The following is a 22309-nucleotide window of genomic DNA, read 5'->3' on the forward strand; positions in this document are numbered from 1 at the left end:
TTACTTACCCGCCTTCTCACCCGCAGCGGGCTTCTTACCCTTGAACATCCCCAGCATCCGGTCGGTCACCACGAAACCACCGACCACGTTCAGCGTTCCGAACACCACCGCGACGAACAGAATGATCTGCGTGATCACCGACGGGTGCTCGACCTTGCCCAACGTGACCAGCGCACCCAGCACCACGATGCCGTGAATGGCGTTGGTGCCCGACATCAACGGCGTGTGCAAGGTGTTGGGCACCTTGGAAATCACCGCGAAACCCACGAAACCGGACAACACCAGAATCGCGATATTGGCCAAAAGCTCGGTATACATCAGCCCTGCTCCTCGGAGTCGGCGGGACGGCTCGGCGCACCGGCCACACAGGAATCGGCGATCACCTGGTCACCGAAATCGGGCTCGAGCCTGCCGTCGGTCAGCATCAGCTCCAGCAGCGCCGAAATATTCTTCGAGTACAGCTCCGAGGCGTGCTCGGGCATCGTCGCCGGCAGATTCAACGGCGAGCAGATCGTGACACCGTGGCGGACCACCGTCTTACCGGGTTCGGTCAACTCACAGTTACCACCGGTCTCCCCCGCGAGATCGACGATCACGCTGCCGGGCTTCATACCCTCCACCGCGGCGGCGGTCACCAGACGCGGCGCGGGGCGACCCGGTACCAGCGCGGTGGTCACCACCACGTCGAAGCCGGTGATCGCGTCCTCCAAAGCCTGCTGCTGCTGGGCCTTTTCGTCATCGGTGAGCTCGCGGGCGTAACCACCCTCACCGGCCGCGTCGATACCCAGATCCAGCCACTGCGCACCCACCGACCGCACCTGATCGGCCACCTCGGGCCGCACGTCGTAACCGGTGGTACGCGCACCGAGGCGCTTGGCGGTGGCCAGGGCCTGCAGACCCGCCACACCCACACCGAGCACCAGCACCGTCGCCGGCTTCACCGTGCCCGCCGCGGTGGTCAGCATCGGGAAGAACCGCGTCGACTCCGACGCCGCCAGCAACACCGCCTTGTACCCGGCGACATTGGCCTGCGAGGACAGAGCGTCCATCACCTGCGCGCGGGAGATCCGCGGAATCGCCTCCACCGCGAACGCGCGCACGCCCGCATCCTGCAGCGCCCCGATCTTGTTGTCCGCGTTGCGCGGAGCCAGGAATCCGATCAGCGTCTGGCCCTGCGACAACTTGGCAATCTCGGCGTCGTTGGGCGGGGCCACCTTCACCACGACCTCGGCCTGCCACGGATCACCGATCGTCGCGCCCGCGGCCTCGTAGGCTTCGTCCGGAATCAATGCCCCCACGCCCGCGCCGGCTTCGACGACGACCTGCACACCCTGCTTCACCAGGCTCGGGATGATCTTCGGCACCAACGCGACGCGTCGTTCGTCGGCATTGGTCTCACGAACCACACCGACACGCGTGCGGTGCGACGTGCGACTGTCGTCGCCGGGCTGCGCGCCCTCGTTCGCGCCCTGCGTTGTCTCCACTGGTCAACTTCCTTACTTGTGACGGCAAGCTGGCCCCCTGATATCCAGGTGGGCCGCCTGTTGGGTCTGGCCGAGCAGAACTTACTTTTCAGTAAGTTCCGAAATAATTCTCGCAACTGTACCCGGCAGGCCGGTGAGATTAGTTGAGATCAACGTCACACCACACCGCGGCTTTTCCGCCGATTTCCCGCTCACGCTGCACAGAAGCGGACTATGCCCGGTGCGCCTTACGCCGTAATGTCTGCCTGGTGAATGGCTGTATCTTCTGCCGGATCGTCGCGGGTGACGCGCCGGCGACGCGGATCTACGAGGACGAGCGCGTGTACGCCTTCCTCGACATCCGGCCGATCACCCGGGGACACACCCTGGTGATTCCGAAAAGCCATGCCGCCCACCTCGACGAACTCGACGCCGAGCTGGGCGCGGATCTGTTCCGGGTGGGCCATCGCATCGCCAAGGCGTTGCGGCGCAGCGATCTCGGCGCCGACGGCGCGAATCTCGTGCTCAACGACGGTAAAGCGGCCTTCCAGACAGTGCATCACGTCCACCTGCACGTGGTGCCGCGCCGCGGTGGCGACCTGTTCACCTTCGCTCGCGGCTTCCTGCTGCGGCGCCCGCACGATCCGACGGCCACCGCGGCCGCGCTGCGCGCCGGGCTCGACCGGCTCGGCGCGGAGCCGGACCGACTCGACCCGACCGACAGGGAGACTCGTTCATGAGCACAGCCTCACTCGACCGCACCGAACTGACCAGTGCGCTCTCCGGCCAGTGGGATGCGCTGGCGGAGCTGACCGCCGGATTGGACGAGGACCGCTGGCGACTGCCGTCACCGCTACCGGGCTGGACGATCTTCGATGTGCTCGCCCACGTCGTCGGCACCGAATCGATGCTGCTCGGCGAGCCGCTGCCGCAGGTGGACAGCGACGTCAGCGCCTTCGGTCACGTCCGCAACGACACCGGGGCGCTGAACGAGATGTGGCTGGAATCGCTGCGGCCGCTGCGCGGCGACGAACTGCTGCGGCGGTTCACCGAGGTGACCGGCCGCCGCCGCGCCGCGCTGGCGGCCGTCGACGAGGCTGCCTGGGCAGCCGACATCCAGTCCCCGATCGGGGTCGTGTCCTACGGCCGGTTCATGCGGGTGCGGCTGTTCGACTGCTGGATGCATCAGCTCGACATCACCGACGCGCTCGGTGGCGACGCGAAAGCCCTGGGCATGGACGAGGGCGGGCGGCGCGCCGAGATCGCCGTGGACGAGATCGAACCCTTCCTCGGGCGCGTGGTGGTCAAGCGTGGCGGCGCGCCCGACGGGTCCCGCATCACGATCGAGACGACCGGCCCTGTCGCGCGCTCGGTCCACATCCGCGTCGACGGGCGCGCGGAAGTCGTTGCGGCCCTGGACCGTCCGGCCGATACCGTGATTCGGCTGACGTCGAGCCTGTTCGCCCGCCTGTGCGGCGGACGCACCGCCGCCGCGGATCATCGAGACGAGATCGAGGTCGGCGGCGACCGTGAACTGGGTGAGCGGATCGCCGCGAATCTCGCGTTCACCCTCTGACTCGCCGTGCGACTCTTCCTGTCCAGCTATCGATTCGGCGCCCACTACGACCGGTTCGCCGAGCTGGTCGGCGGCCCGGGACCGATCGCGGTGATTCCGAACGCCTGCGACGCGTGGCCGTCCGCGTGGTCCGGCGCGGTGACCAGCGATCTGGTCCCCCTGCGGCGCAGCGGTTTCCGGCCCGAGGTGGTCGATCTGCGCGATTACGTCGGTCGCCGCGCCGAATTGGAGCGGGTGCTGCGCGGCTATCCGGCACTGTGGGTCCGCGGCGGCAACACCTTCGTCCTGCGAGCCCAATTCGCCCGCAGCGCGGCCGATCTCGTTCTGCGGGAGTTGCTGGCCGAGGACGCGCTGGCCTACACCGGTTACAGCGCGGGAGCCTGCCTGCTCACTCCCGATCTGCACGGTCTGGAGGACGCCGACGACCCGGCCGAGGTGCGGACCGCCTGCGGTATCGATCCACGCTGGGACGGGCTGGGGGTGGTGGACCGGGCGATCGTGCCGCATGTGGATTCACCGGCCACCGATCCGGACGGCCACGGCACCCGCCTGGCCGCCCGTTTGCGCGCGGCGGGAACGCCGCACTGGGCGCTGACCGACGACGACGCCGTCGTGGTCGACGGTGCGCGCACCGAGGTGCTGACCGCGGGCAACTGACGCCGCAGCATCGGCCGCGAGCCCGCTCACCCGAGGGCGATACCCGTTCGCTCACACCGCTTTTCACCCCATTCGTACAATGCGGTCAGAACCGGGACCAGGCTGCGCCCCTCGGCGGTCAGATCGTATTCCACCTGCGGCGGGACGGTGTCGAACACGGTCCGGCTGACGAGACCGTCGGCTTCGAGCTCGCGCAACTGCTGCACCAGCATCTTCTCACTGGTCGAGGGCATGGCCCGGCGCAGTTGACCATAGCGCCGCACACCTTCCTTCAGATGCGCGAGGATCACCGGTTTCCACTTCCCGCCGATCAGGTCGACAGTGACCTCGACCGGACAGTAATACCGCCGCTGCGACATCGCGCTCACCTACTTACCGAAAAGTGCGCCCTTGTAACACTGTAATCACCGGACTTGCATGGTTCTCATGAAAGTTATCGCCTTCGACCGCTTCAAACCCGGGGTCACGCTCGAGACCATCACACCGTATCTGCCCGAGGAGGTCGCCAATGTGTGGCGCCTCTGGAAGGCTGGAATCGTCCGGGAGAACTACGCCCGGGCGGACGAATCGGGTGTGGTGATCGTCTTCGAGGTGGACAGTGTCGCGCAGGCCCGGCGCTATGTGGACGATTTCCCGTTGTCCAAGAAGGGCTTTCTGGAATGGACCTACGTTCCGGTGACCGCGCCGCTCCCGCTCGAGGCGCTCATGGACGCGTCGGTCGACACGGCCGAACCCTACGATCGAACCAGGTGAGCATATGCGGCATGCCTTCGGACTCGATATTCCCCTGACGGTGGCGGACGCGTGCGATCCGGCTCGGACCGCGGTGCTGATCTACGACATGCAGGTCGGCATCGTCGGTCAGATCGCCGCGGGGCAGCAGATCGTCGATGGTTGCGTCCGGCTTCGAGACACTGCCCGGGCCAACGGTTTTCGCGTGTTCTACACCCGGCACATGTCACTGCCGCCGGCCGCATCCGGGGTGGCGCAGCTGCGGACTGCCATGGCGTGGCAGCGGGTGGACGATCCGAGCCGGGTGCGGTCGATGTTCCCGCAGGGTTCACCGCCGTATCAGCTGGTTCCGGAGCTGACGCCGGGCCCGGACGAGGTGGTCTTCGACAAGATCACCATGTCGGCGTTCGCGGGCACGCCTCTCGATATCGCCCTGCGCGACCTGGGCCTGGATACCGTCGTGATCGCGGGGATCGCTCTCGAGGTCGGTATCGAGCCGACGGTGCGACACGGCATCGATCTGGGTTATCTGCCGATCATGGTGACCGACGCCTGCGGCGCCGGACATCCCGATGCGGCCGAGCGGTCCTATGCCGCAATGGCTTTCGCCGGCGGCTCGCTCACCACCGACCTCGCCGGCCTCGAGCAGGAGATGGCCGCGCGCCGTTAGCGAGCGTTCGGCTCAGGCATCCTCGCGCGGCGCCACGATCCGGCGCGCGGCGTCGCGCACCCAGTTGCGCAGCTCCGCCGGGTCGTCGGGGCCGCCGACGACGAACCGCCGGGATTGCGGGAGTGCCTGCTGATAGTTGATCAGCCCGGTCAGCAGGGTCAGCAGATATCCGGGCGGCATATCGTCGCGCAGCAGTCCGCGCCGTTGCGCGGCCTCGACCTTCTCGATCTTGTCCCGGTAGCGGCGCGCGCGGGCCTCACCGGCGGTCACCTCATCCGGCGCCAGTTCCAGCGCCTCCCACATCTGCAGCCGGAGAAACTCCGGATGTTCGCGGTGGTAGGCGATATGGGCGTCCACCCAGGCGTCGATATCGTCGATATCGGTCGACACCGCCGCGGCGACATCGAGCATCGCCTTCTCCAGCACCTGCTCGAACAGGTGCTGTTTGTCGCCGAAGTAGGCGTAGATCAGCTGCTTGTTGGCCTTGGCGTTGCGGGCGATGCGATCCACGCGGGCACCGGCGATGCCGTGGGCGGCGAACTCCTCGGTCGCCGCCTCGAAGATGCGGGCCTTGGTGGCCTCGGGATCGCGCGGGGGCATGCCATCGATGCTAACCAACCAACTGGTTGACACGGCGGCGCGGGCGCTGGAATAGTTCTAACCAACCGGTTAGTTACAACCCCTGCGGATACCGATCCGCATCCCGCGGCGCAGCGCGGCGCCGTCGACACTCTCGACCGATTCCGGGGAGTCCGATATGTCCACCCTCGAAACCCCTACCGCCCCAACACTTCTGCGCACACCGCCGGCCGACGTCGTGCCCTACCCGGCCCGCTGGCGGGTCCTGCCGGTGGTGCTGAGCGCCATGTTCATGGCGATGTTCGATTGGTTCGTCGTCAATGTCGCCGCGTCCTCGCTGCAACACGACCTGAACGCGGGCGAAGCGGCGCTCGAACTGATCGTCGGCGGCTACGGCTTCGCCTACGCCTCGGGCCTGATCACGGGCGGCCGGCTCGGCGACCTGTTCGGTCACCGGCGCCTGTTCGTGATCGGCATGCTGGCGTTCACGGTGGCGTCGCTGCTCTGCGGCCTCGCCCCCAACGCCTGGGCACTGGTCGGGGCGCGCGTCCTGCAGGGCGGCACCGCGGCGCTGATGGTGCCGCAGATGCTGGCCCTGATCAACACGCTGTTCCCGCCGCTCGAACGGCCGCGCGCGATGGCCGCGTTCGGCGCCACCATCGGCCTCGGCGCGGTCGCGGGACAGGTCCTCGGCGGCATCCTGCTCGACGCCGATCTGTTCGGCTGGGGCTGGCGGACCATCTTCTACATCAATGTGCCGATCGGAGTGGTCGCGGCCGCCCTGGCCGCACGCTGGCTCCCCCGCGCCGGCAGCACTCACCGGGCACGGTTGGATCCCGTTGGCGCCGTGGGAATTTCCGCCGCGCTGGCACTGCTGCTGATTCCGATCACGCTGGGCCGGCCGGACGGCTGGCCGCTGTGGACCTGGGTGTCGATGGCGGCCGCGGCGCCGGTGCTGCTGGCGACCCTGCGTTACGAGAACCGGCTGGCACGCCGGGGCGGCGAACCGGTCCTCGACACCGCCATGGTCCGCGAACGCGGCTTCAGTCTCGGTCTGGTGATCGCGGGCGGCTATCTGACCTTCTTCGCGGGCTTCATGCTGTGCCTGACGCTCATGCTGCAGGGCGGCCTCGGATTGTCGCCGCTGCGTGCGGGTCTGGCGTTCGCGCCGTTGGGACTGTGCTTCGCGGGTAGCTCACTGTTCCTCGCGCCGCGGGTCGCCAACCGCTTCGGAAACCGGGTGATGGTGATCGGAACCTGCACCAGCCTGACCGGTCTGGGCATCACCCTGGCGGTGCTGGCCGGCATGGGCACGCAGGTGAGCGCCCTCGCGCTGGTTCCGGGCATGATGATCGTCGGCCTCGGCAACGGTATGACCATCCCGTCGGTGGTCTCGGCCGTGCTGTCCTCGGGCATCCCCGCGCCGCAGGCCGGGATGGCGGCCGGCGTGCTCACCACCGCGCAACAGTTCGGAAACGCCATCGGCGCAACGGTTCTCGGCGTCATCTTCTTCTCGGCGCTGGGCGCGGTGCACACCACGGGTAGCTATGTGACCGCCATGGAGATGGCCGCGGTGGCCGGAATCGTGGTCCTCGGCGTGGTGCTCGCCGCCGCGCTGGCGCTGCCCCGGCGAACCCGCTGATCGGCTCGATGCCCCCGGCCGCACGACCGGGGGCATCGTCGTGTCGCTCACAGATACAGGCCGGTGCCGTGTTCGGGGCGTTCGCTCGCCACCGCGTGTAGGTCGCGTTCGCGCAGCACCAGGTAGGCCTGGCCCTGCACCTCCACCTCGAACTGGTCCTCGGCGCTGAACAGCACGCGGTCGCCGACGCCCACGCTGCGCACGTGCGACCCCACCCCGCTGACCTCACCCCAGGTCAGCCGCTTGGCCACCTGCGCGGTGGCGGGGATCAGAATGCCGCCGCTGCTGCGTCGTTCGCCCTCCTCCTGGGAAACGCGAACCATGATCCGGTCGTGGAGCATCTGGATCTCTAGCTTGGCATCGGACACCGCGGCAGTGTACTGCGCACGGATCCCGCGCGAGCACGTAGGTTCGGGGTGTGGACATCGCAACACTCGCAGACCGGCTTCCCGACGGCACGGTCGTCACCGATCCCGACATCCTCGCCGGGTACCGCCACGACCGCGCACTCGATCCACATGCCGGGATGCCGGCGGCACTGGTCCGGCCGCTGACCACCGAACAGGTCGCGACGGTCGTCGGCTGGGCGCACGAACATCGGGTTCCGCTGGTGCCGCGTGGCGCCGGGACCGGACTGTCCGGCGGCGCGACCGCACAGGACGACGCACTGCTGGTGAGTACCGAGCGCATGCGGGAGATCACGGTCGATCCGGTCACCCGCACCGCCGTGACCCAGCCCGGACTGCTGAACGCCGAGGTCAAACGGGCCGCCGCCGAACACGGACTGTGGTATCCGCCGGACCCGTCGTCGTTCGAGATCTGCTCGATCGGCGGCAACGCGGCCACCAACGCGGGCGGGCTGTGCTGCGTGAAGTACGGCGTCACCACCGACTACATCCTGGGTATGGAGGTGGTGCTCGCCGACGGCACGGTGGTACGGCTGGGCGGGCCGCGGCTGAAGGATTCCGCCGGGCTGTCGCTGACCAAGCTGTTCGTGGGCAGCGAAGGCACGCTCGGTATCATCACCGAGCTGACGCTGCGATTGCTGCCCGCGCAGCCGCAGCAGAGCACCGTGGTCGCCACGTTCTCCACCCTCACCGCGGCCACCGCGGCGATCGAGGCGGTCGCGGCCCGGCTGCGGCCCTCGATGCTGGAATTCATGGATTCGGTGGCGATCAACGCCGTCGAGGACGAGATGCGGATGGGACTCGATCGCGAGGCCGCCGCCATGCTGGTGGCCCGCTCCGACGCCCCCGGCGAATACCGCGCCCGGGAGGCCGCGATCATCGCCGAGGCCTGCGAAAACGCCGGAGCCGCCGAGGTTTTCCGGACCGAGGACCCGGAGGAGGGCGAAGCGTTCTGCGCCGCACGGCGATTCGCGATTCCCGCGGTGGAACGCAAGGGTCCGCTCCTGCTCGAGGACGTCGGCGTGCCGCTGCCGCGTCTGGGCGAGCTGGTCACGGGTATCGCCGAAATCGCCGAGCGGCGCGAGGTGCTGATCTCGGTGATCGCGCACGCCGGCGACGGCAACACCCACCCGCTGATCGTCTACAACCCCGCCGACGCGGACGAGACCGCACGCGCACATCAGGCCTTCGGCGAGATCATGGATCTGGCCATCGCGCTGGGCGGCACGATCACCGGCGAACACGGGGTCGGCCGGTTGAAGAAGGCGTGGCTGCCGGACCAGGTCGGGCCGGAGGTGATGGATCTGACCCGGCGCATCAAGGAGGCCCTGGACCCGCACGGCATCCTCAACCCGGGTGCGGTGCTGTAGCGGGGCGCCACATCGGGGGCCGGAACAAATCGTGGCGACGAGGGAGTTCTACCTGACATGACGACCAGGCTCGAGCACAATACGGCCGCCGGCCGCTACGAGATCTACATCGACGACACTCTCGCGGGCTACGCGGACTACAACGAAAGCGGCGCGGGCGAGAAGCCGATTCGCGATCTCAACCACACCCTCACCTTCCCGGAATTCCGCGGGCGCGGGGTGGCGGCGCAACTGGTCGAATACGCGCTCACCGACTGTCGCGACAACGGCTTCGCGGTGGTGCCGACCTGCTGGTACGTGGAGCAGTACATCGGCGACCATCGCGAATACGCCGACCTGGTCGCCTAGCGATCCTCCTGCGGCGCGGTCGTGTGCGACGTCCGCGTCAGATGCGGCGCCGCCAGACCAGAAACTGGCGGTCGCCGACCGTCCCCATCGCCTCGATCACGGCGGCGTTGTCGAAACCCGGTAGTTTCTGCAGGCGGGCCAGGAACTCGGTGTCGGCGGCGGAATGCGGGACCACGCAACCGTTCCCGCGTACACCGATCAGCACGAAGAACACGTCGTCGGCGAAGGGGCCGTCGGCGGTGGTGATGATGCGCACCTCGGTCAGCTCCAGCCAGGTGACCTCTTCGATTCGCCCGTTGTCCAGGGTGCGGCGGACGAACCTGTCGGTGATCTCCACGCCTGCCATGCATCAATAGTGCGCTGCGAAAGCCGTTGGGACAATTCCGAATTCGCCCGATTGCGATTGAACGAACATTTGAAATTGCATCTGAAAGTACTTCGCAGAGATTTTCGTGGCACTACCGTTCTACCAGCGAAAATTGCCGGTAATTCACTGAATTCGGCGTCTCGATACCGTAACGCGTCCTGACAACGCGCCGCGCGCGACGCGCCACGAGGCGGTGCCGCCTCGGTTCGATGTCACAAGGCGACGCGGGCGGCGCCGAGTCGTTCCCCGGCGTCGCCCGCGTCGTCGAGCGGATCCGCGATCAGCGCAGCAGCTGGCGCGACATGACCAGACGCTGAATCTGGTTGGTGCCCTCGTAGATCTGGGTGATCTTGGCGTCGCGCATCATCCGCTCCACCGGGAAGTCGGTGGTGTAGCCGGCGCCGCCGAACAGCTGCACGGCGTTGGTGGTGACCTCCATCGCCACATCGGAGGCGAAGCACTTGGAGGCAGCGGAGATGAAGCCCAGGTTCTTCTCACCACGCTCGGCGCGCGCGGCGGAGGTGTAGACCATCAGGCGCGCGGCCTCGACCTTCATCGCCATATCGGCGAGCATGAACTGGGTGTTCTGGAAATCGGCGATGGCCTTGCCGAACTGCTTGCGCTCCTTGGTGTAGGCGATCGCGGCGTCCAGCGCGCCCTGGGCCAGGCCGACGGCCTGTGCGCCGATGGTGGGCCGGGTGTGGTCGAGGGTCTGCAGCGCGGTCTTGAAACCGGTGCCCTCGGCGCCGATGATCCGGTCGCCCGGGATGCGGCAGTTCTCGAAGTACAGTTCGGCGGTCGGCGAACCCTTGATGCCCAGCTTGTGCTCGAGCGGTCCGACCACGAAGCCCTCGTCGTCCTTGTGGACCATGAACGCGGAGATGCCGTTGGCGCCCTTCTCCGGATCGGTCACCGCCATCACGGTGTACCAGGTGGACTGGCCGCCGTTGGTGATCCAGCACTTGGAGCCGTTGATCACCCAGTCGTCACCGTCGCGGCGGGCGCGCGTGCGCATACCGGCGGCATCGGAACCGGCCTCGCGCTCGGACAGGCAGTAGGACGCCATCTTGCCCGCGACGATATCGGGCAGCACCTGCTGCTTGAGCTCCTCCGAACCCTGCAGGATCAGGCCCATGGTGCCGAGCTTGTTGACCGCCGGGATCAGCGAGGACGAACCGCAGACGCGGGCGACCTCCTCGATCACGATGCAGGTGGCGACCGAGTCGGCGCCCTGGCCCCCATAGGTCTCGGGGACGTGCACGGCGTTGAAGCCCGCGGCGTTGAGCGCGTCCAAGGCCTCCTGCGGGAACCGGGCGTTGCCGTCGACATCCTTCGCGTGCGGCGCGATCTCCTTCTCGGCCAGGCCGCGAATCGCCTCGCGCAACTCGTTGTGGATGTCGTCCAATTTGAACAGTTCGAAATCGGGGTTGCCCGCCATGGGTTCACTCCTGGTCGTGGGTTTCGATTCGCCTGGTCCGCGAATCCCGGCACTACACTGGCGCACCTCGGCACTCAGTGCCAGTCGGATTCGAGTATACGCCGTCGAAGGGCCTCAACGTGAGGGGATGGTCGGAATCATGCGTGGCACTCAGTGCCATATGGTCGATCCGGCGGCCCGGTTCACAGAGTATCGAGGCGGTCGGCCAGGAGGTCGGCGACCTGCCGGGCGGGCATCTCGCGCGGGAACACCGCCACCACCATCTCACCCGGCTCCGGGGCCGCACCGGGAGGCACGATCGCCCGGACCGCCGCGCGCAGATCGGCCGCGCTCGCCTCGGATCGGCCACGCACCATACGGCGCAGCAGGTAGTTGTGCGTGGCGGTGACGGCCGCACTGAACTGGATCAGCGCGAGATCGGGCACCTCGGGCAGCCGATCGCGCAGATAGTCGGTGAACAGCCGCTCGTATCGGAAGACGGTCACGATCTCGCGATCGCGCAGCGCCGGCGCCTGCCGGACGACTCGATACCGCCGCGCCGCCAGCTCCCTGGTCTCGGTGAACCGCTCGAAGATCCCGACCACCGCCTCCCGCACGGCATCCCACGGATCACCCTGCGCCGCAGTCAGATACGCCTTCGCCCGGGCGAGCTGCTCCTCGTGATCGGCGAAGACCACATCCTCCTTCGACCGGAACTGCCGGAAGAACGTCCGCCGCGAAATCCCCGCCGCCTCCGCGATCTCGTCCACCGTCGTCGCCTCGTACCCCTGCTCCGCGAACAGCCGCAACGCGTGAGCGACCACAGCCAGCCGAAATTCCGCCGCGTCGGTAGCACGAACGGGGGACGAATTGTCGCTGGGCACGTCTAAACGGTAGCGAGACAACCGGGCAACACCGCGGCAGACCGTCGACTGTTTCGAATATTGCGAATATTTCGTATAGTTCGATCAGGAAGGAGCGACTCATGGGGATGCAAACAGCCAAACGGACAGAGCCCGGCGCCATCGATCCGGAAGTCGCAGCGCGTGCCATGCGCCGGATCAAGGACTATCTCATGCGCCACCCGGACGAACAGACCATCGTCGCCTCCGGAGAGACCGGTCGCGACGCCTTGATTCTCCCGCGCGAAGCCGTGAGCCTGTTGGCATTCATTCTCGCCCAGGCAGCAGAAGGTCGGGGGGTAACCGTCGTCCCGTCCAACGCGGAATTGACCACCCAACAGGCAGCCGACATGCTGAATGTGTCGCGACCGTATCTGGTCGACCTCCTCGAGTCCGGCGAGATCCCGTTCCGGCTCGTCGGTCGCCACCGGCGAGTCCGGTTCGACGACTTGAAGGCATACCAGCAGCGGACCGAAGCCCTGAGCAGGTCCGCAGCCGACGAACTCGGCGCCCTGGGGCAAGAGTTGGGCATCTGACGTGGCGTTCGTGGTGCTCTACGACGCCAACGTTCTCTACGGAAATACGCTGCGCGACATGATGGTTCGGCTCGCGCGGTCGGGCCTGGTCCAGGCGAAATGGTCGGCGCGCATTCTCGACGAAACCTTCGTCAACCTGTCCGCCAAGCGACCCGATATCGCACCCGACAAGCTCGTGCGGCTTCGGCAGTTGCTCATCCGGGCTGTTCCCGACTGTCTGGTCGAAGGCTACGAACCGCTCATCGAGGGCCTGAAACTGCCCGACACGGACGACCGCCACGTACTCGCCGCCGCGATCAAGGCGGGTGCACGAGTCATCGTCACCGCCAACCTGGACGACTTTCCGAACGAGTATCTCGCGCAGTGGCACATCGAGGCGAAGAGCCCCGACGAGTTCATTCTGGACCAGATGTCACTCGATGATCGAATCGTCTGGGCTTGCATACAGTCGATTGCCGATTCACGCAACAATCCTCCGGAGACCGTCGAAGACGTCCTCGACGCGCTCGAACGCGCGGGTCTTATCGAATCCATCGCGGCCCTGCGCGCAGGCCGGGCCGCGGAATGAATCCGTCCTAGCCCAGCAGGCGGGTGCGCAGGGCTTCGTCCTTGTCGAGGACCAGCTTTTCCAGGTCGGCCTGGAACTGTTCCATGCGGGCGCGGAGCTGGGGGTCGGCGGCGGCGAGAATGCGGACGGCGAGCAGGCCCGCGTTGCGGGCGCCGCCGATGGAGACGGTGGCGACGGGGACGCCGGCGGGCATCTGCACGATCGACAGCAGGGAGTCCATACCGTCGAGGTACTTCAGCGGCACCGGGACGCCGATCACCGGCAGCGGGGTGGCCGAGGCGACCATGCCGGGCAGGTGGGCGGCGCCACCGGCACCGGCGATGATCACCTTGACGCCGCGACCGGCGGCCTCGCGGGCGTAGTCGAGCATGCGCTGCGGCGTGCGATGCGCCGAGACGACACCGACCTCGAAGCGAATCCCGAACTCCGCCAACGCTTCCGCGGCGCCCTCCATCGTGGGCCAGTCGGAATCGCTGCCCATGATCAGGCCGACCGCCGGAGCGGAGCTCGCGGTGCGACCATCGAACCCGGTTCCGTTACTCATGGGGATCCCATCCATCGGTCCACACCGCGTGCGACATCCAGTGCGCCGCCCGTTCGGCCTTCTCCCGCACCTCGGCCACATCGTCACCGAGGATGTTCACATGCCCGATCTTGCGCTTCGGGCGCTCGCCCTTGCCGTAGAGGTGCACCTTCGCCTCCGGAATCCGGGCGAACAGGTGGTGCAGGCGCTCGTCCATCGACATCGCCGGCGCCTCGGCCGCGCCGAGGATGTTCGCCATCACCGTCACCGGCGCCAGCGGCGTGGTGGCACCGAGCGGATAGTCCAGAACCGCCCGCAGATGCTGCTCGAACTGTCCGGTGACGGCGCCGTCCATCCCCCAGTGCCCGGAATTGTGCGGACGCATGGCCAGCTCGTTGACCAGCAGGTCGCCGGCGTGGGTTTCGAACAGCTCGACGGCCATCGCACCGGTGACGCCGAGTTCGGCGGCCAGCCGCAGGGCCAGCGATTCGGCCTCGGTCGCGGCCTCGTCCGAGAGCTCCGGCGCGGGGGCGATCACCACGGCGCACTGGCCCTCGCGCTGCACGGTCTCCACCACCGGCCAGGCCGCGGCCTGCCCGAACGGCGAGCGCGCCACCATCGCCGAGAGCTCACGCTTCAGATCCACCCGCTGCTCGGCGAGCACCGTCACACCGTGCCCGAGCTGATCGGTGACGATGCGTTCGGCCTCGGCCTCGTCGTCGATCATCCACACGCCACGCCCGTCGTAGCCGCCGCGCACCGCCTTGAGCACGAACGGACCGTGTTCGGCGAGGAATCCGGTGGCATCCGCGACGTTCTCGACCGCGGTGAAGGCCGGGACCGGCACGCCCATCTCGGCCAGTTTGCGCCGCATCGCGAGCTTGTCCTGGGCGTAGACCAGCGCGGCCGGCGGCGGCTGGACGTTCACGCCCTCGGCCACCAGCGCCAGCAGATGCTCGGTCGGCACATGTTCGTGATCGAAGGTCACCGCGTGCGTACCGACGGCGACCTTGCGCAGGGCCGCGAGATCGGTATGCGATCCGAGCACCAGCTCGGGACTGACCTGCGCCGCCGGATCGTCGGGTCGGTCGGCCAGGACCCGCAGGCACTGGCCCAGCGCCACGGCAGCCTGATGCGTCATCCGCGCCAGCTGCCCGCCGCCGATCATCGCGACGGTCGGCATCCCACCACCTTCGAAACTGCGCGAAACCGGCATCGGTTCACCTTCGGCAACCTCTTGCACCCCGGTGGAGGGGTCCATCGATGGCCCACTACGCTCGCTCACAGCCCACCATGTTGTCATGCGCCCACACGCGGGGATGAGTGCGGGTTGATTGCCCGGCGCGAGACGGACGTAGACTCACCGGGTGCCATTTGTCGACGATGTGGTCAACATCCTCCCTAAAACACTACGGGACCTCGCTGTTCGCCATCACGAGCTGATCAAGTTCGCGATTGTCGGAGCGACCACTTTCGTCATCGACAGCGGTATCTTCTACATCCTCAAATTGACGGTTCTCGAATCCAAACCGATCACGGCCAAGATCATTTCCGGGGTTATCGCGGTCATCGCGTCCTACATCCTGAACCGGGAATGGTCGTTCAAGGGTCGCGGCGGTCGTGAGAAACACCACGAAGCCCTGCTGTTCTTCGTGGTCAGCGCCATCGGCGTGCTGTTGTCGAATGTCCCGCTGTGGGTTTCGCGGTATTTCTTCCATCTGCACGTTCCCGATGTCAGCTTGACCGTGGAGAACATCGCCGACTTCGTCAGCGCCTTCATCATCGGCAACATCCTGCAGATGGTGTTCCGATTCTGGGCGATGAAGCGCTGGGTGTTCCCCGACGAAATCGACGCACTGGTCGAAGAATTCGAAGAGCTGTACGAGGAAGAGAAACCGCTCGGCTTCAGCTGAACCCACCGTTCAGCGGGGCTCCCCGATGACGCCGTTACCCGACCGCCCCGCGGTCGGCTTACCGAGGAATACCGCGAACAGCGCCGGACGCCGTCGCTGGAGTTCCAGGCGGCCGCCATCGGCCTCGATCAGCGCGCGCGCCAGCGCCAAACCCACCCCGGTCGATCCGGCGCCGGAGAAGCCGCGGTCGAAGATGTGCGGGGCCAGTTCGTCACTGACCCCCTCGCCCTCGTCGGCCACCTCCACCGCGACCAGCGGTTCCCGGTCGGGCCCGCCGTAGACGGTGCGCACCGACACGGTGCAGTCTCCGCCGCCGTGCACCAGCGCGTTGTCGACCAGTACGGCCACCGCCTCGCGCAACCGCGATCCGGTCACCGGTGCGCGCAGGGCCGGATCGCCGGAAAGCACGAGTTTGCGACCGGCCTCGGCGAAGGGATGCCGCCATTCGGTGACCACCCCGCGCAATTCCGCGACCACCGGAACCGGTTCGTGATCGGCGGCATCCTGGTCGCGGGAATCGCGAACCAATTCGTCGATCGCCTCGGTGAGCCGATCGACCTGCGCCATCGCCTCCTCCGATTCCTGGACGACCGCCGGATCCGGATGCGCCGACAATTCGTCCAGGCGCAGCCGCACCGCCGTCAGGCGACTGCGCAACTGATGGGAGACGTCGGCGACCAGCGCGTGTTCGCGCTGGAGCCGGCCCGCGATCTCGACCGTGGCCGAATCCAGCACATCCGAGACCCGGTCGAGTTCGGTGATCCCGTGGCGGCGCGGATCGGGCCGGAAATCACCCTTCGCCAGCCGCGCGGCCCGCGCGGCCACATCTCGCAGCGGATCGGCGACCCGCCGCGCGGTCACCACCGCCACCGCGGCGCCCGCCGCCAGCGAGGCCAGGGCCACCAGCGCCACCGCGCCCACCGCTTGCCGCTGCATCGAATGCATGGGCGCGGCCGGCACCTCGAGTCGCAGCGAGCCGGACGTGCCCATCGACAGCGATTCCACCACCGGGTTCTGTACCACCGGCGCCCCCGCGTCCACCCGCAGCGCGGCGTCCTCGGGGGTCGGATAGATGATCGTCAGCCGTCCGTCGGCCGGGATCAGCGGCCGCACCGAGCGCAGATCGAGCACACCGTGGACCAGCCCGTCCTCACGTTCCTGGCCGACGATCTCCACCGACATGCGATCCAGGCGGGCCCGCAGGTCGCTGCGGGTGATATCGGCCACCCACTGCCACGCGGTGAACGCCAGCGGGATACCCAGCACCACCGTGGTGAGGGTCAGGGCCGCCAGCATGGACAGCAGAATTCGGCGCCGCATCGGCGATCAATCGGTGTTGAAGCGGAAACCGACACCGCGCACGGTGACGATGCGCCGCTCCGCGACCGGGCCCTCGTCACCGATCTTGCGGCGCAGCCAGGACATGTGCATGTCGAGGGTTTTGGACCCGCGCAGATCGGCATCGCCCCACACCTCGCGCAGAATCGTCTCGCGCGGCACGACCTGCCCGGCGCGGTCGATGAGCACCTTGAGCAGTTCGTACTCCTTGTTGGCCAGATTCACCTCGTGGCCGTTGACCAGCACGCGCCGCGCCGCGGGTTCGAGCCGCACGCCGCCGATCTCCACCGCCTCGTCGCCGATGCCGCTGCGCCGCAACAGGGCTCGCACACGAGCCAGCAGTTCGGCGAGGCGAAACGGTTTGCCCACATAGTCGTCGGCGCCGGCGTCGAGACCGACCACGAAATCGACCTCGTCGGTGCGGGCGGTCAACATCAGCACCGCGAGATCGGCGCCCCGGGCACGGACCTGGCGGCATACCTCCAGGCCGTCCATACCGGGCAGCCCGAGGTCGAGGATGAGCAGATCGTGTTCACCCTCCAGCGCGCGGCGCAACACGGCGGGGCCGAAGCTCTCGACGGTTACCGAATAGCCTTCGCGCCCCAGCGCTCGCGACAGCGGAGCGGCGATGGCCTCATCGTCCTCGGCCAGCAATACGGCGGTCACAGCACAAGATTACTGGCGAACCGGGCCGATCGGGCGTGCGCCACCGTACCGCGGCCGCGGCTACCGGCGGCGGCCGTAGCGAGGGTCCTGATACTGCTCGTGGCCCGGATCGCCGTGCGGGCTGTCGAAGACCTGGTGGTACAGCAGCGAATGCACCTTCTGCACGTTCGGAATGTCGTCGTACTCCAACGGATCACCCGAGGCGGCGTCGATGATGAGGGTGCCCGTGCCCAGCAACCGGTCCGACAACCCGTGGCGGAACTGCACACTGGAGATGCGGTTCATCGGAATATCGATGCCGGTGTGGGTGAGCACGCCCTCGCGCACCAGCACCCGTCGGTCGGTGATGATGAAATGCGTTGACTTCCAACGGATCACCTGCGACAGGCACCGCCACACGACCAGCAGCGCCCACACCACGACGATCGCGATGAGAACGACGTTGCGCGTGGTGCCCTCGGTGTTGCGCCAGGCCAGCCCGCTCAGGAATCCGGCCAGCGCCGTGGCGAGGATGAAGGTGAGCGCCGGCAAGAACAACATCTTCCAATGCGGATGACGGTGCAGTAGCAGCTGCTCGTCCGGCGCGAGCAGCTCCTCCGGATAACTCATATGCGAACCCTACCCCCTGATTCGTCCCGTTATGCCGGGCGAAGATGAGTGACGTCGCCCGCCGAGACCGACCGATCCCCGATGATCAGGCGGCCGTAGGCGTCGATATCGGTGGCCACGCCGGTGATGACCTCACCGCCGGGCAGTTCCGCCCGCACGTCGGCGCCGAGGGTGGCGCAGCGGGCCCGGTAGGCGTCGGCCAGCGCTGCGACATTCCAGTTATCCGTCCGCCATTCGGTGAAGTGGCGGGAGAAGGCACGCAGCAGGGCGAGGACCAACGCTGTGCGGTCGACATTCTCCGCGCCGGCCAGGGTCAGCGAAACGGCATGCGGCACAGGCAGTTCGTCCTCGGTGAGGCTGACGTTCAGCCCGACGCCGACCACGACCGCCGGCGCACCCGCGCCGGAGGCCACCTCGGCCAGGATGCCGGCCACCTTGCGGCCGCCGATCAGAACGTCGTTGGGCCACTTGAGGTTTGCGTCCAGGCCGGTGGTTTCGCGGACCGCGTCGACGACGGCGACACCGGTCAGCAGCGGCAGCCAGCCGAGGACGGCCGGCTCGATACCGCCGAGCCGCACCAGAATCGACATCGCGATCTGCGCGCGCGGCGGGCTCACCCACGAACGTTCGTGGCGGCCGCGACCCCGGTCCTGATATTCGGCGACCAGCACCCGTCGATCGGAGGACGGATCGCCGGCCTCGCCGATCAGATCCGCGTTGGTCGAACCGGTCGACTCCACCACATCGATGCGGGAGAAGAACGACAGGTCGGGCTGTTCGGCGACGGCATGTCGCAGGATATCGGCGTCCAACGGTGACCTCTGCACGCCTCGCAGGCTACTCCAGCGGGCTCGGGCGGCCGCTATGCCGCTCCGCGATGGCTCTCTCGCGTCGTCCGAGATGCGGGTGCCGGCTCATCGGCGGCACCCGCAGCCCGGGTCGTCTCATCGGGCCAGGTCGTACTCCGGCAGATGGATCGAGCGCACGAGTCCGTCCGCTCCACCGCATGCCATGACGGCGTCGGAGGCCGGTTCGCCGGCCTCGTCCGGCGCCGGCTGCCCCGCCTGTTCGGCCCAGACCTCCGGATCCACGACGGTCGGCTCCGGCTCTCCTGCCGACCGGGTCCACGCCGTCGCGGTGGCCCGTTCCGCGACCGATCTACTCCACTCCCACATCGCGCACCTCCCCAGTGCTTGATTTCGGAGTCTTCACCGTACGGGTACGCGCACCCGGCAATCCACCGAATTACTCGGCACAACCTGTCGATCGCCGCGAAAAGCGTTGCGGTGCCGCGTCTTCCGCGAGCGTCACAGCGGTTGCAGACCCAAGGCTCCGGCGACGAAGCGGCTCACCGCGGTCAGGCCGGACTGCAGCGCGGAATCGTAGCCCTCGCGCGACCAGCCCGAAATCTCGGCGGTGCCATCGGGTTGCGGCGTCACCACAATCTCGGCGACCAGTTCCGCGGTGGTGGGTTCGCACACCGCCCACGAATATCCGGTCTGTTCCGCCCATTCGCGGGCACGGCGTTCGACATAGCCGGGGTCGGTGATGCCGCCGTCGGCCAGTGCCGGGCGGTCGTCGATGCGGTCGTCGGCACGCAGCGCACGCAGATACCAACTGCCGGCGTTGATTTCGATCGGTTCCATCAGTACCTCCTCCGGCGACGGTCGCGCCGACGGCGGCGGTCGAGCATGCGGTGGTCGTCGCCGTCGGGGAGCCGGCGATCGTGGCCGCGCTGCTGGAGCCCGCCGGTGATGATGCCGGCCGCGGGGATGAGCAGGAACCAGAGCCAGGTGTGGGTGGTGAAGAACAGCACCAGCGCGATGATCACCACCAGGCCCATCATCGAACCGGCGAATTCGCGCCGCCCACCCGGCTGGGCGGCGGCCGGTTCCGGTGGTTCCGGGGGCTCCGGCACGGCCGCCGGGAGGTCGCTGAACACCGGCGCCAGATCGCCCCGCGTCACCGCCGCGGCGATGAGTCCGCTGCGCTCGTCGAACTCGGCGACCGACAACCGCCCGGCGGCGAAATGCTCCGACAGGCGCTGCATCGCCTGCTCGCGCTCCGCGGTACCGATGCGGACGTCGGGGGAATCAGCCATGGCACGAGATTACCGCGCGGGGCGCCGGTGAGCGGGTTCGTCGCCGCGGCCGTCCACCCCCGGTACCGCCGGCCGCCCATCGGCACTATCGTCGGTCTCATGTTCCGCCAGCGCGGCATCGGAACCGCTGCCGCCCCGCTCGTCGCCGCGAGGAGCGGTCGAGCACCACAGCCGAGTACCGAGACGCGGCCGCAGATTCGCGACGCGCGGCTCCCGGCGCGGACGTCACCGGCCGGCCCTCGTGCCGTCGGCGGCTTCCGGCCGGGTACGCACATCGGGCGGATGCGATGACCGCGCGGGAATTCGGGCGGTACCGGCTCGATCGGCTGCTCGGCCGGGGGTCGGCCGGGGAGGTGTGGCTGGCGTACGACCCGGCGGAGGCGCGGACCGTCGCGCTGAAGATCTTGTCCGGGAGCGCGGCCGAGGACGCGGATTACCGGCGACGGTTCGAGCGCGAGGCCCGGATCGGGACGCATCTGGACAATCCGCATATCGCGCCGATCCATCGGTTCGGCGCCTACGCCGGGCGGCTCTACCTGGACATGGCCTACATCCCGGGGGTGGATCTGGCGCGGCTGGTGCGGTCGAGTGCGATGGCGGTCCCGGAGGCGGTCGACCTGATCTCGCAGATCGCCGAGGCGCTCGATGCCGCACATGCGGCCGGGATGGTGCACCGGGACGTGAAGCCCGCCAATATCATCGTGCACACGAGCGGGTTCGCGTATCTCATCGACTTCGGGATCGCGCGCGCGGCCGGCCAAAGCACGATCACCGCAACGGGTTTCACGGTCGGCACGCTCGCCTATATGGCACCGGAACGCTTCACCGGGCACGGTGACTCCCGCTCGGACGTCTACTCGCTGGCCTGCGTGCTGTACGAATGCCTCACCGCGCGTAGGCCGTTCGGCGATACCGACGCCGTCCGGCAGTTGCACGCCCATCTGCACGAGCCTCCGCCGCGTCCCTCGGCGGTCGACGGGCGCATTCCCGCCGCCCTCGACGCGGTGGTCGCGCGAGGTATGGCCAAGCGCGCGGACGACAGGTACCGCACCGCGGGCGAACTCGCGGCCGCGGCCCGGGCCGCCGTCGGAATGACTATCGCCGACCGCACACCGCCGACGCTGCACTCCGAACAGCCGACCACAGCCCAGCCGGGACCGGCGTCCACGACCCGGCACGTCGGACCCACCTTCGTGGCCACTCGGCAGGACGGCGCCGCGCAGGGATATTCCGGTCCGGCGCCCACCACGGGCGATCGTGTGAGTCCCGCACCCGCCGCATCCGGGCACACCGGACGCCCACCCGCAACCAGGAAGTTCGGCTCCGATCCGGCAGCCGTCGCAGCCGCGGGCATCGCCGCCGACCGCCCGCCTGCATCGGTGCGGGCCACTCGCATGCTGCCGGACGCGAGCGCACCGGCAGGCCCGCCGGCGGCACGGGCAGGTCACGCGGCGGCCGCCCACCATCCGGCTTCCGTCCGCAATGCCCGGCCCACCCTGGTCGGCAGTAGCTCCTTCCGACGCGAAAACGCTGCGGCACAGCACATTTCATCGACACCGCCCCGGCGCTCGGCGGTCACCGGCGCCGCCGCGCTGATCGGCGCGGCCATCGTCGCCCTCGCGGTCGTCGCCGGATGCACGGCACTGCTGAGCAGCGGTTCCGGCGCTCCCTCCGAGCAGCAGTCGACCACACGCCCGGAAGCCACCACTCCCGCACCGGCCAGCGAGGCGCCGGCGACCCCGGAATACACCACCGCGGTCATCCCACCGCGCCGGCCACTGCCCTTCCCCACCGGCGTGCTGCCGCCGCCCTTCCAAATCCCCCATGCCGCAGGGTATTCCGGGAACAAGCACGACAAACCGACAGAGCCCGGTAAACAACACTCACCGCACGCCGGTTAGGTCTCGTGTCAGAAAGGGCCGGCC

At 68.2% G+C, this 22309-nt stretch carries 29 protein-coding genes; 12 read left to right on the forward strand and 17 right to left on the reverse strand.

Annotated elements, in window-relative coordinates; genetic code table 11:
- Together NA3_RS00405 and NA3_RS00410 are read right to left on the reverse strand one after the other, a co-directional pair.
- On the reverse strand, window positions 1-318 hold the full coding sequence (locus tag NA3_RS00405) for an NAD(P) transhydrogenase subunit alpha part 2 (protein ID WP_039776763.1): 318 nt from the start codon (window positions 316-318) through the stop codon (window positions 1-3).
- Window positions 318-1484 carry a Re/Si-specific NAD(P)(+) transhydrogenase subunit alpha gene (locus NA3_RS00410; protein ID WP_372464249.1) on the reverse strand — a complete coding sequence of 389 codons (1167 nt, stop codon included), beginning with the start codon at window positions 1482-1484 and terminating at the stop codon, window positions 318-320. Before NA3_RS00410 ends, NA3_RS00405 begins: the two co-directional genes overlap by 1 nt.
- A 248-nt stretch (window positions 1485-1732) precedes the next feature.
- On the opposite strand from NA3_RS00410, the gene NA3_RS00415 reads away from it, so the two are divergent.
- From NA3_RS00415 to NA3_RS00425, 3 genes are read left to right on the forward strand one after another with little or no spacing between them, the layout of a single operon-like run.
- Window positions 1733-2203, forward strand: a complete 471-nt coding sequence (locus tag NA3_RS00415) for an HIT family protein (RefSeq protein WP_062961602.1) — start codon at window positions 1733-1735, stop codon at window positions 2201-2203.
- The gene (locus NA3_RS00420; protein ID WP_062961603.1) at window positions 2200-3039 is read left to right on the forward strand and encodes a maleylpyruvate isomerase family mycothiol-dependent enzyme; all 840 of its coding nucleotides are present in this window, start codon (window positions 2200-2202) and stop codon (window positions 3037-3039) included. The genes NA3_RS00415 and NA3_RS00420 overlap by 4 nt, the downstream gene beginning before the upstream one ends.
- Window positions 3040-3045: 6 nt before the next feature.
- Window positions 3046-3696: a Type 1 glutamine amidotransferase-like domain-containing protein gene (locus tag NA3_RS00425; RefSeq protein ID WP_062961604.1), complete on the forward strand. Its 651-nt coding sequence runs from the start codon at window positions 3046-3048 to the stop codon at window positions 3694-3696.
- Window positions 3697-3722: 26 nt separating this feature from the next.
- Here NA3_RS00425 and NA3_RS00430 read toward each other — a convergent pair whose 3' ends face one another.
- Window positions 3723-4055: a winged helix-turn-helix transcriptional regulator gene (locus NA3_RS00430; protein WP_062961605.1), complete on the reverse strand. Its 333-nt coding sequence runs from the start codon at window positions 4053-4055 to the stop codon at window positions 3723-3725.
- A gap of 67 nt (window positions 4056-4122) precedes the next feature.
- Here NA3_RS00430 and NA3_RS00435 point away from each other — a divergent pair, with 67 nt between their 5' ends.
- On the forward strand, window positions 4123-4449 hold the full coding sequence (locus NA3_RS00435) for a YciI family protein (protein ID WP_062961606.1): 327 nt from the start codon (window positions 4123-4125) through the stop codon (window positions 4447-4449).
- A gap of 4 nt (window positions 4450-4453) precedes the next feature.
- Window positions 4454-5098 (forward strand): cysteine hydrolase family protein, encoded by a 645-nt coding sequence (locus NA3_RS00440; RefSeq protein ID WP_062961607.1) that lies wholly within the window; start codon window positions 4454-4456, stop codon window positions 5096-5098.
- A gap of 12 nt (window positions 5099-5110) precedes the next feature.
- Here NA3_RS00440 and NA3_RS00445 read toward each other — a convergent pair whose 3' ends face one another.
- Window positions 5111-5698, reverse strand: coding sequence for a TetR/AcrR family transcriptional regulator (locus tag NA3_RS00445; protein ID WP_062961608.1), 588 nt, complete (start codon window positions 5696-5698; stop codon window positions 5111-5113).
- Between the two features lie 157 nt (window positions 5699-5855).
- On the opposite strand from NA3_RS00445, the gene NA3_RS00450 reads away from it, so the two are divergent.
- Window positions 5856-7319: an MFS transporter gene (locus NA3_RS00450; protein ID WP_062961609.1), complete on the forward strand. Its 1464-nt coding sequence runs from the start codon at window positions 5856-5858 to the stop codon at window positions 7317-7319.
- Window positions 7320-7366: 47 nt separating this feature from the next.
- Here the strand turns inward: NA3_RS00450 and NA3_RS00455 are convergent, their stop codons facing one another.
- Window positions 7367-7687, reverse strand: coding sequence for a GroES family chaperonin (locus NA3_RS00455; protein WP_030513633.1), 321 nt, complete (start codon window positions 7685-7687; stop codon window positions 7367-7369).
- Window positions 7688-7737: 50 nt separating this feature from the next.
- Here NA3_RS00455 and NA3_RS00460 point away from each other — a divergent pair, with 50 nt between their 5' ends.
- Window positions 7738-9096: an FAD-binding oxidoreductase gene (locus NA3_RS00460; RefSeq protein ID WP_062961610.1), complete on the forward strand. Its 1359-nt coding sequence runs from the start codon at window positions 7738-7740 to the stop codon at window positions 9094-9096.
- Between the two features lie 57 nt (window positions 9097-9153).
- Window positions 9154-9444 (forward strand): GNAT family N-acetyltransferase, encoded by a 291-nt coding sequence (locus tag NA3_RS00465; RefSeq protein WP_062961611.1) that lies wholly within the window; start codon window positions 9154-9156, stop codon window positions 9442-9444.
- A 37-nt stretch (window positions 9445-9481) separates the two neighbouring features.
- Here the strand turns inward: NA3_RS00465 and NA3_RS00470 are convergent, their stop codons facing one another.
- The 3 genes from NA3_RS00470 to NA3_RS00480 form a co-directional block, all read right to left on the reverse strand.
- Window positions 9482-9790, reverse strand: a complete 309-nt coding sequence (locus NA3_RS00470) for a hypothetical protein (RefSeq protein ID WP_030513629.1) — start codon at window positions 9788-9790, stop codon at window positions 9482-9484.
- A gap of 301 nt (window positions 9791-10091) precedes the next feature.
- Window positions 10092-11249: an acyl-CoA dehydrogenase gene (locus NA3_RS00475; protein WP_062961612.1), complete on the reverse strand. Its 1158-nt coding sequence runs from the start codon at window positions 11247-11249 to the stop codon at window positions 10092-10094.
- Window positions 11250-11431: 182 nt separating this feature from the next.
- Complete coding sequence (locus NA3_RS00480; RefSeq protein ID WP_062961613.1) at window positions 11432-12112, reverse strand: TetR family transcriptional regulator; 681 nt, start codon at window positions 12110-12112, stop codon at window positions 11432-11434.
- Between the two features lie 101 nt (window positions 12113-12213).
- Between NA3_RS00480 and NA3_RS00485 the strand changes: the two genes are divergently transcribed.
- Complete coding sequence (locus tag NA3_RS00485; RefSeq protein ID WP_062961614.1) at window positions 12214-12666, forward strand: helix-turn-helix domain-containing protein; 453 nt, start codon at window positions 12214-12216, stop codon at window positions 12664-12666.
- A 1-nt stretch (window position 12667) separates the two neighbouring features.
- The gene (locus tag NA3_RS00490) at window positions 12668-13234 is read left to right on the forward strand and encodes a PIN domain-containing protein (RefSeq protein WP_062961615.1); all 567 of its coding nucleotides are present in this window, start codon (window positions 12668-12670) and stop codon (window positions 13232-13234) included.
- A gap of 7 nt (window positions 13235-13241) precedes the next feature.
- On the opposite strand, the gene purE is transcribed toward NA3_RS00490, so the two are convergent.
- A complete protein-coding gene (purE, locus tag NA3_RS00495; RefSeq protein ID WP_062961616.1) occupies window positions 13242-13778 on the reverse strand; it encodes a 5-(carboxyamino)imidazole ribonucleotide mutase in 537 nt (178 codons plus the stop codon).
- Window positions 13771-14973, reverse strand: a complete 1203-nt coding sequence (locus NA3_RS00500) for a 5-(carboxyamino)imidazole ribonucleotide synthase (RefSeq protein ID WP_062961785.1) — start codon at window positions 14971-14973, stop codon at window positions 13771-13773. The genes purE and NA3_RS00500 overlap by 8 nt, the downstream gene beginning before the upstream one ends.
- Window positions 14974-15124: 151 nt before the next feature.
- Here NA3_RS00500 and NA3_RS00505 point away from each other — a divergent pair, with 151 nt between their 5' ends.
- Window positions 15125-15670, forward strand: coding sequence for a GtrA family protein (locus NA3_RS00505; RefSeq protein WP_062961617.1), 546 nt, complete (start codon window positions 15125-15127; stop codon window positions 15668-15670).
- A 9-nt stretch (window positions 15671-15679) separates the two neighbouring features.
- Here NA3_RS00505 and NA3_RS00510 read toward each other — a convergent pair whose 3' ends face one another.
- From NA3_RS00510 to NA3_RS00540, 7 genes are all read right to left on the reverse strand, one after another.
- Window positions 15680-16990: a sensor histidine kinase gene (locus tag NA3_RS00510; RefSeq protein WP_062961618.1), complete on the reverse strand. Its 1311-nt coding sequence runs from the start codon at window positions 16988-16990 to the stop codon at window positions 15680-15682.
- 6 nt (window positions 16991-16996) lie between these two features.
- Window positions 16997-17674, reverse strand: coding sequence for a response regulator transcription factor (locus NA3_RS00515; RefSeq protein ID WP_030513615.1), 678 nt, complete (start codon window positions 17672-17674; stop codon window positions 16997-16999).
- A 60-nt stretch (window positions 17675-17734) separates the two neighbouring features.
- Window positions 17735-18283 (reverse strand): PH domain-containing protein, encoded by a 549-nt coding sequence (locus NA3_RS00520; RefSeq protein ID WP_062961619.1) that lies wholly within the window; start codon window positions 18281-18283, stop codon window positions 17735-17737.
- Window positions 18284-18312: 29 nt separating this feature from the next.
- A complete protein-coding gene (locus NA3_RS00525) occupies window positions 18313-19110 on the reverse strand; it encodes a biotin--[acetyl-CoA-carboxylase] ligase (RefSeq protein WP_227995369.1) in 798 nt (265 codons plus the stop codon).
- A 117-nt stretch (window positions 19111-19227) separates the two neighbouring features.
- Complete coding sequence (locus NA3_RS00530) at window positions 19228-19458, reverse strand: hypothetical protein (protein ID WP_062961621.1); 231 nt, start codon at window positions 19456-19458, stop codon at window positions 19228-19230.
- Window positions 19459-19590: 132 nt separating this feature from the next.
- Complete coding sequence (locus tag NA3_RS00535) at window positions 19591-19929, reverse strand: hypothetical protein (protein ID WP_030513613.1); 339 nt, start codon at window positions 19927-19929, stop codon at window positions 19591-19593.
- Window positions 19929-20384 carry a DUF1707 SHOCT-like domain-containing protein gene (locus NA3_RS00540; protein WP_062961622.1) on the reverse strand — a complete coding sequence of 152 codons (456 nt, stop codon included), beginning with the start codon at window positions 20382-20384 and terminating at the stop codon, window positions 19929-19931. Before NA3_RS00540 ends, NA3_RS00535 begins: the two co-directional genes overlap by 1 nt.
- 287 nt (window positions 20385-20671) lie before the next feature.
- Between NA3_RS00540 and NA3_RS00545 the strand changes: the two genes are divergently transcribed.
- Window positions 20672-22285 (forward strand): serine/threonine-protein kinase, encoded by a 1614-nt coding sequence (locus NA3_RS00545; protein ID WP_062961623.1) that lies wholly within the window; start codon window positions 20672-20674, stop codon window positions 22283-22285.
- The last annotated feature ends 24 nt before the right edge of the window (window positions 22286-22309 follow it).

The organism is Nocardia africana NBRC 100379 (genome assembly GCF_001612635.1).
In the GTDB taxonomy this organism is placed as follows: Bacteria; Actinomycetota; Actinomycetes; order Mycobacteriales; family Mycobacteriaceae; genus Nocardia; species Nocardia africana.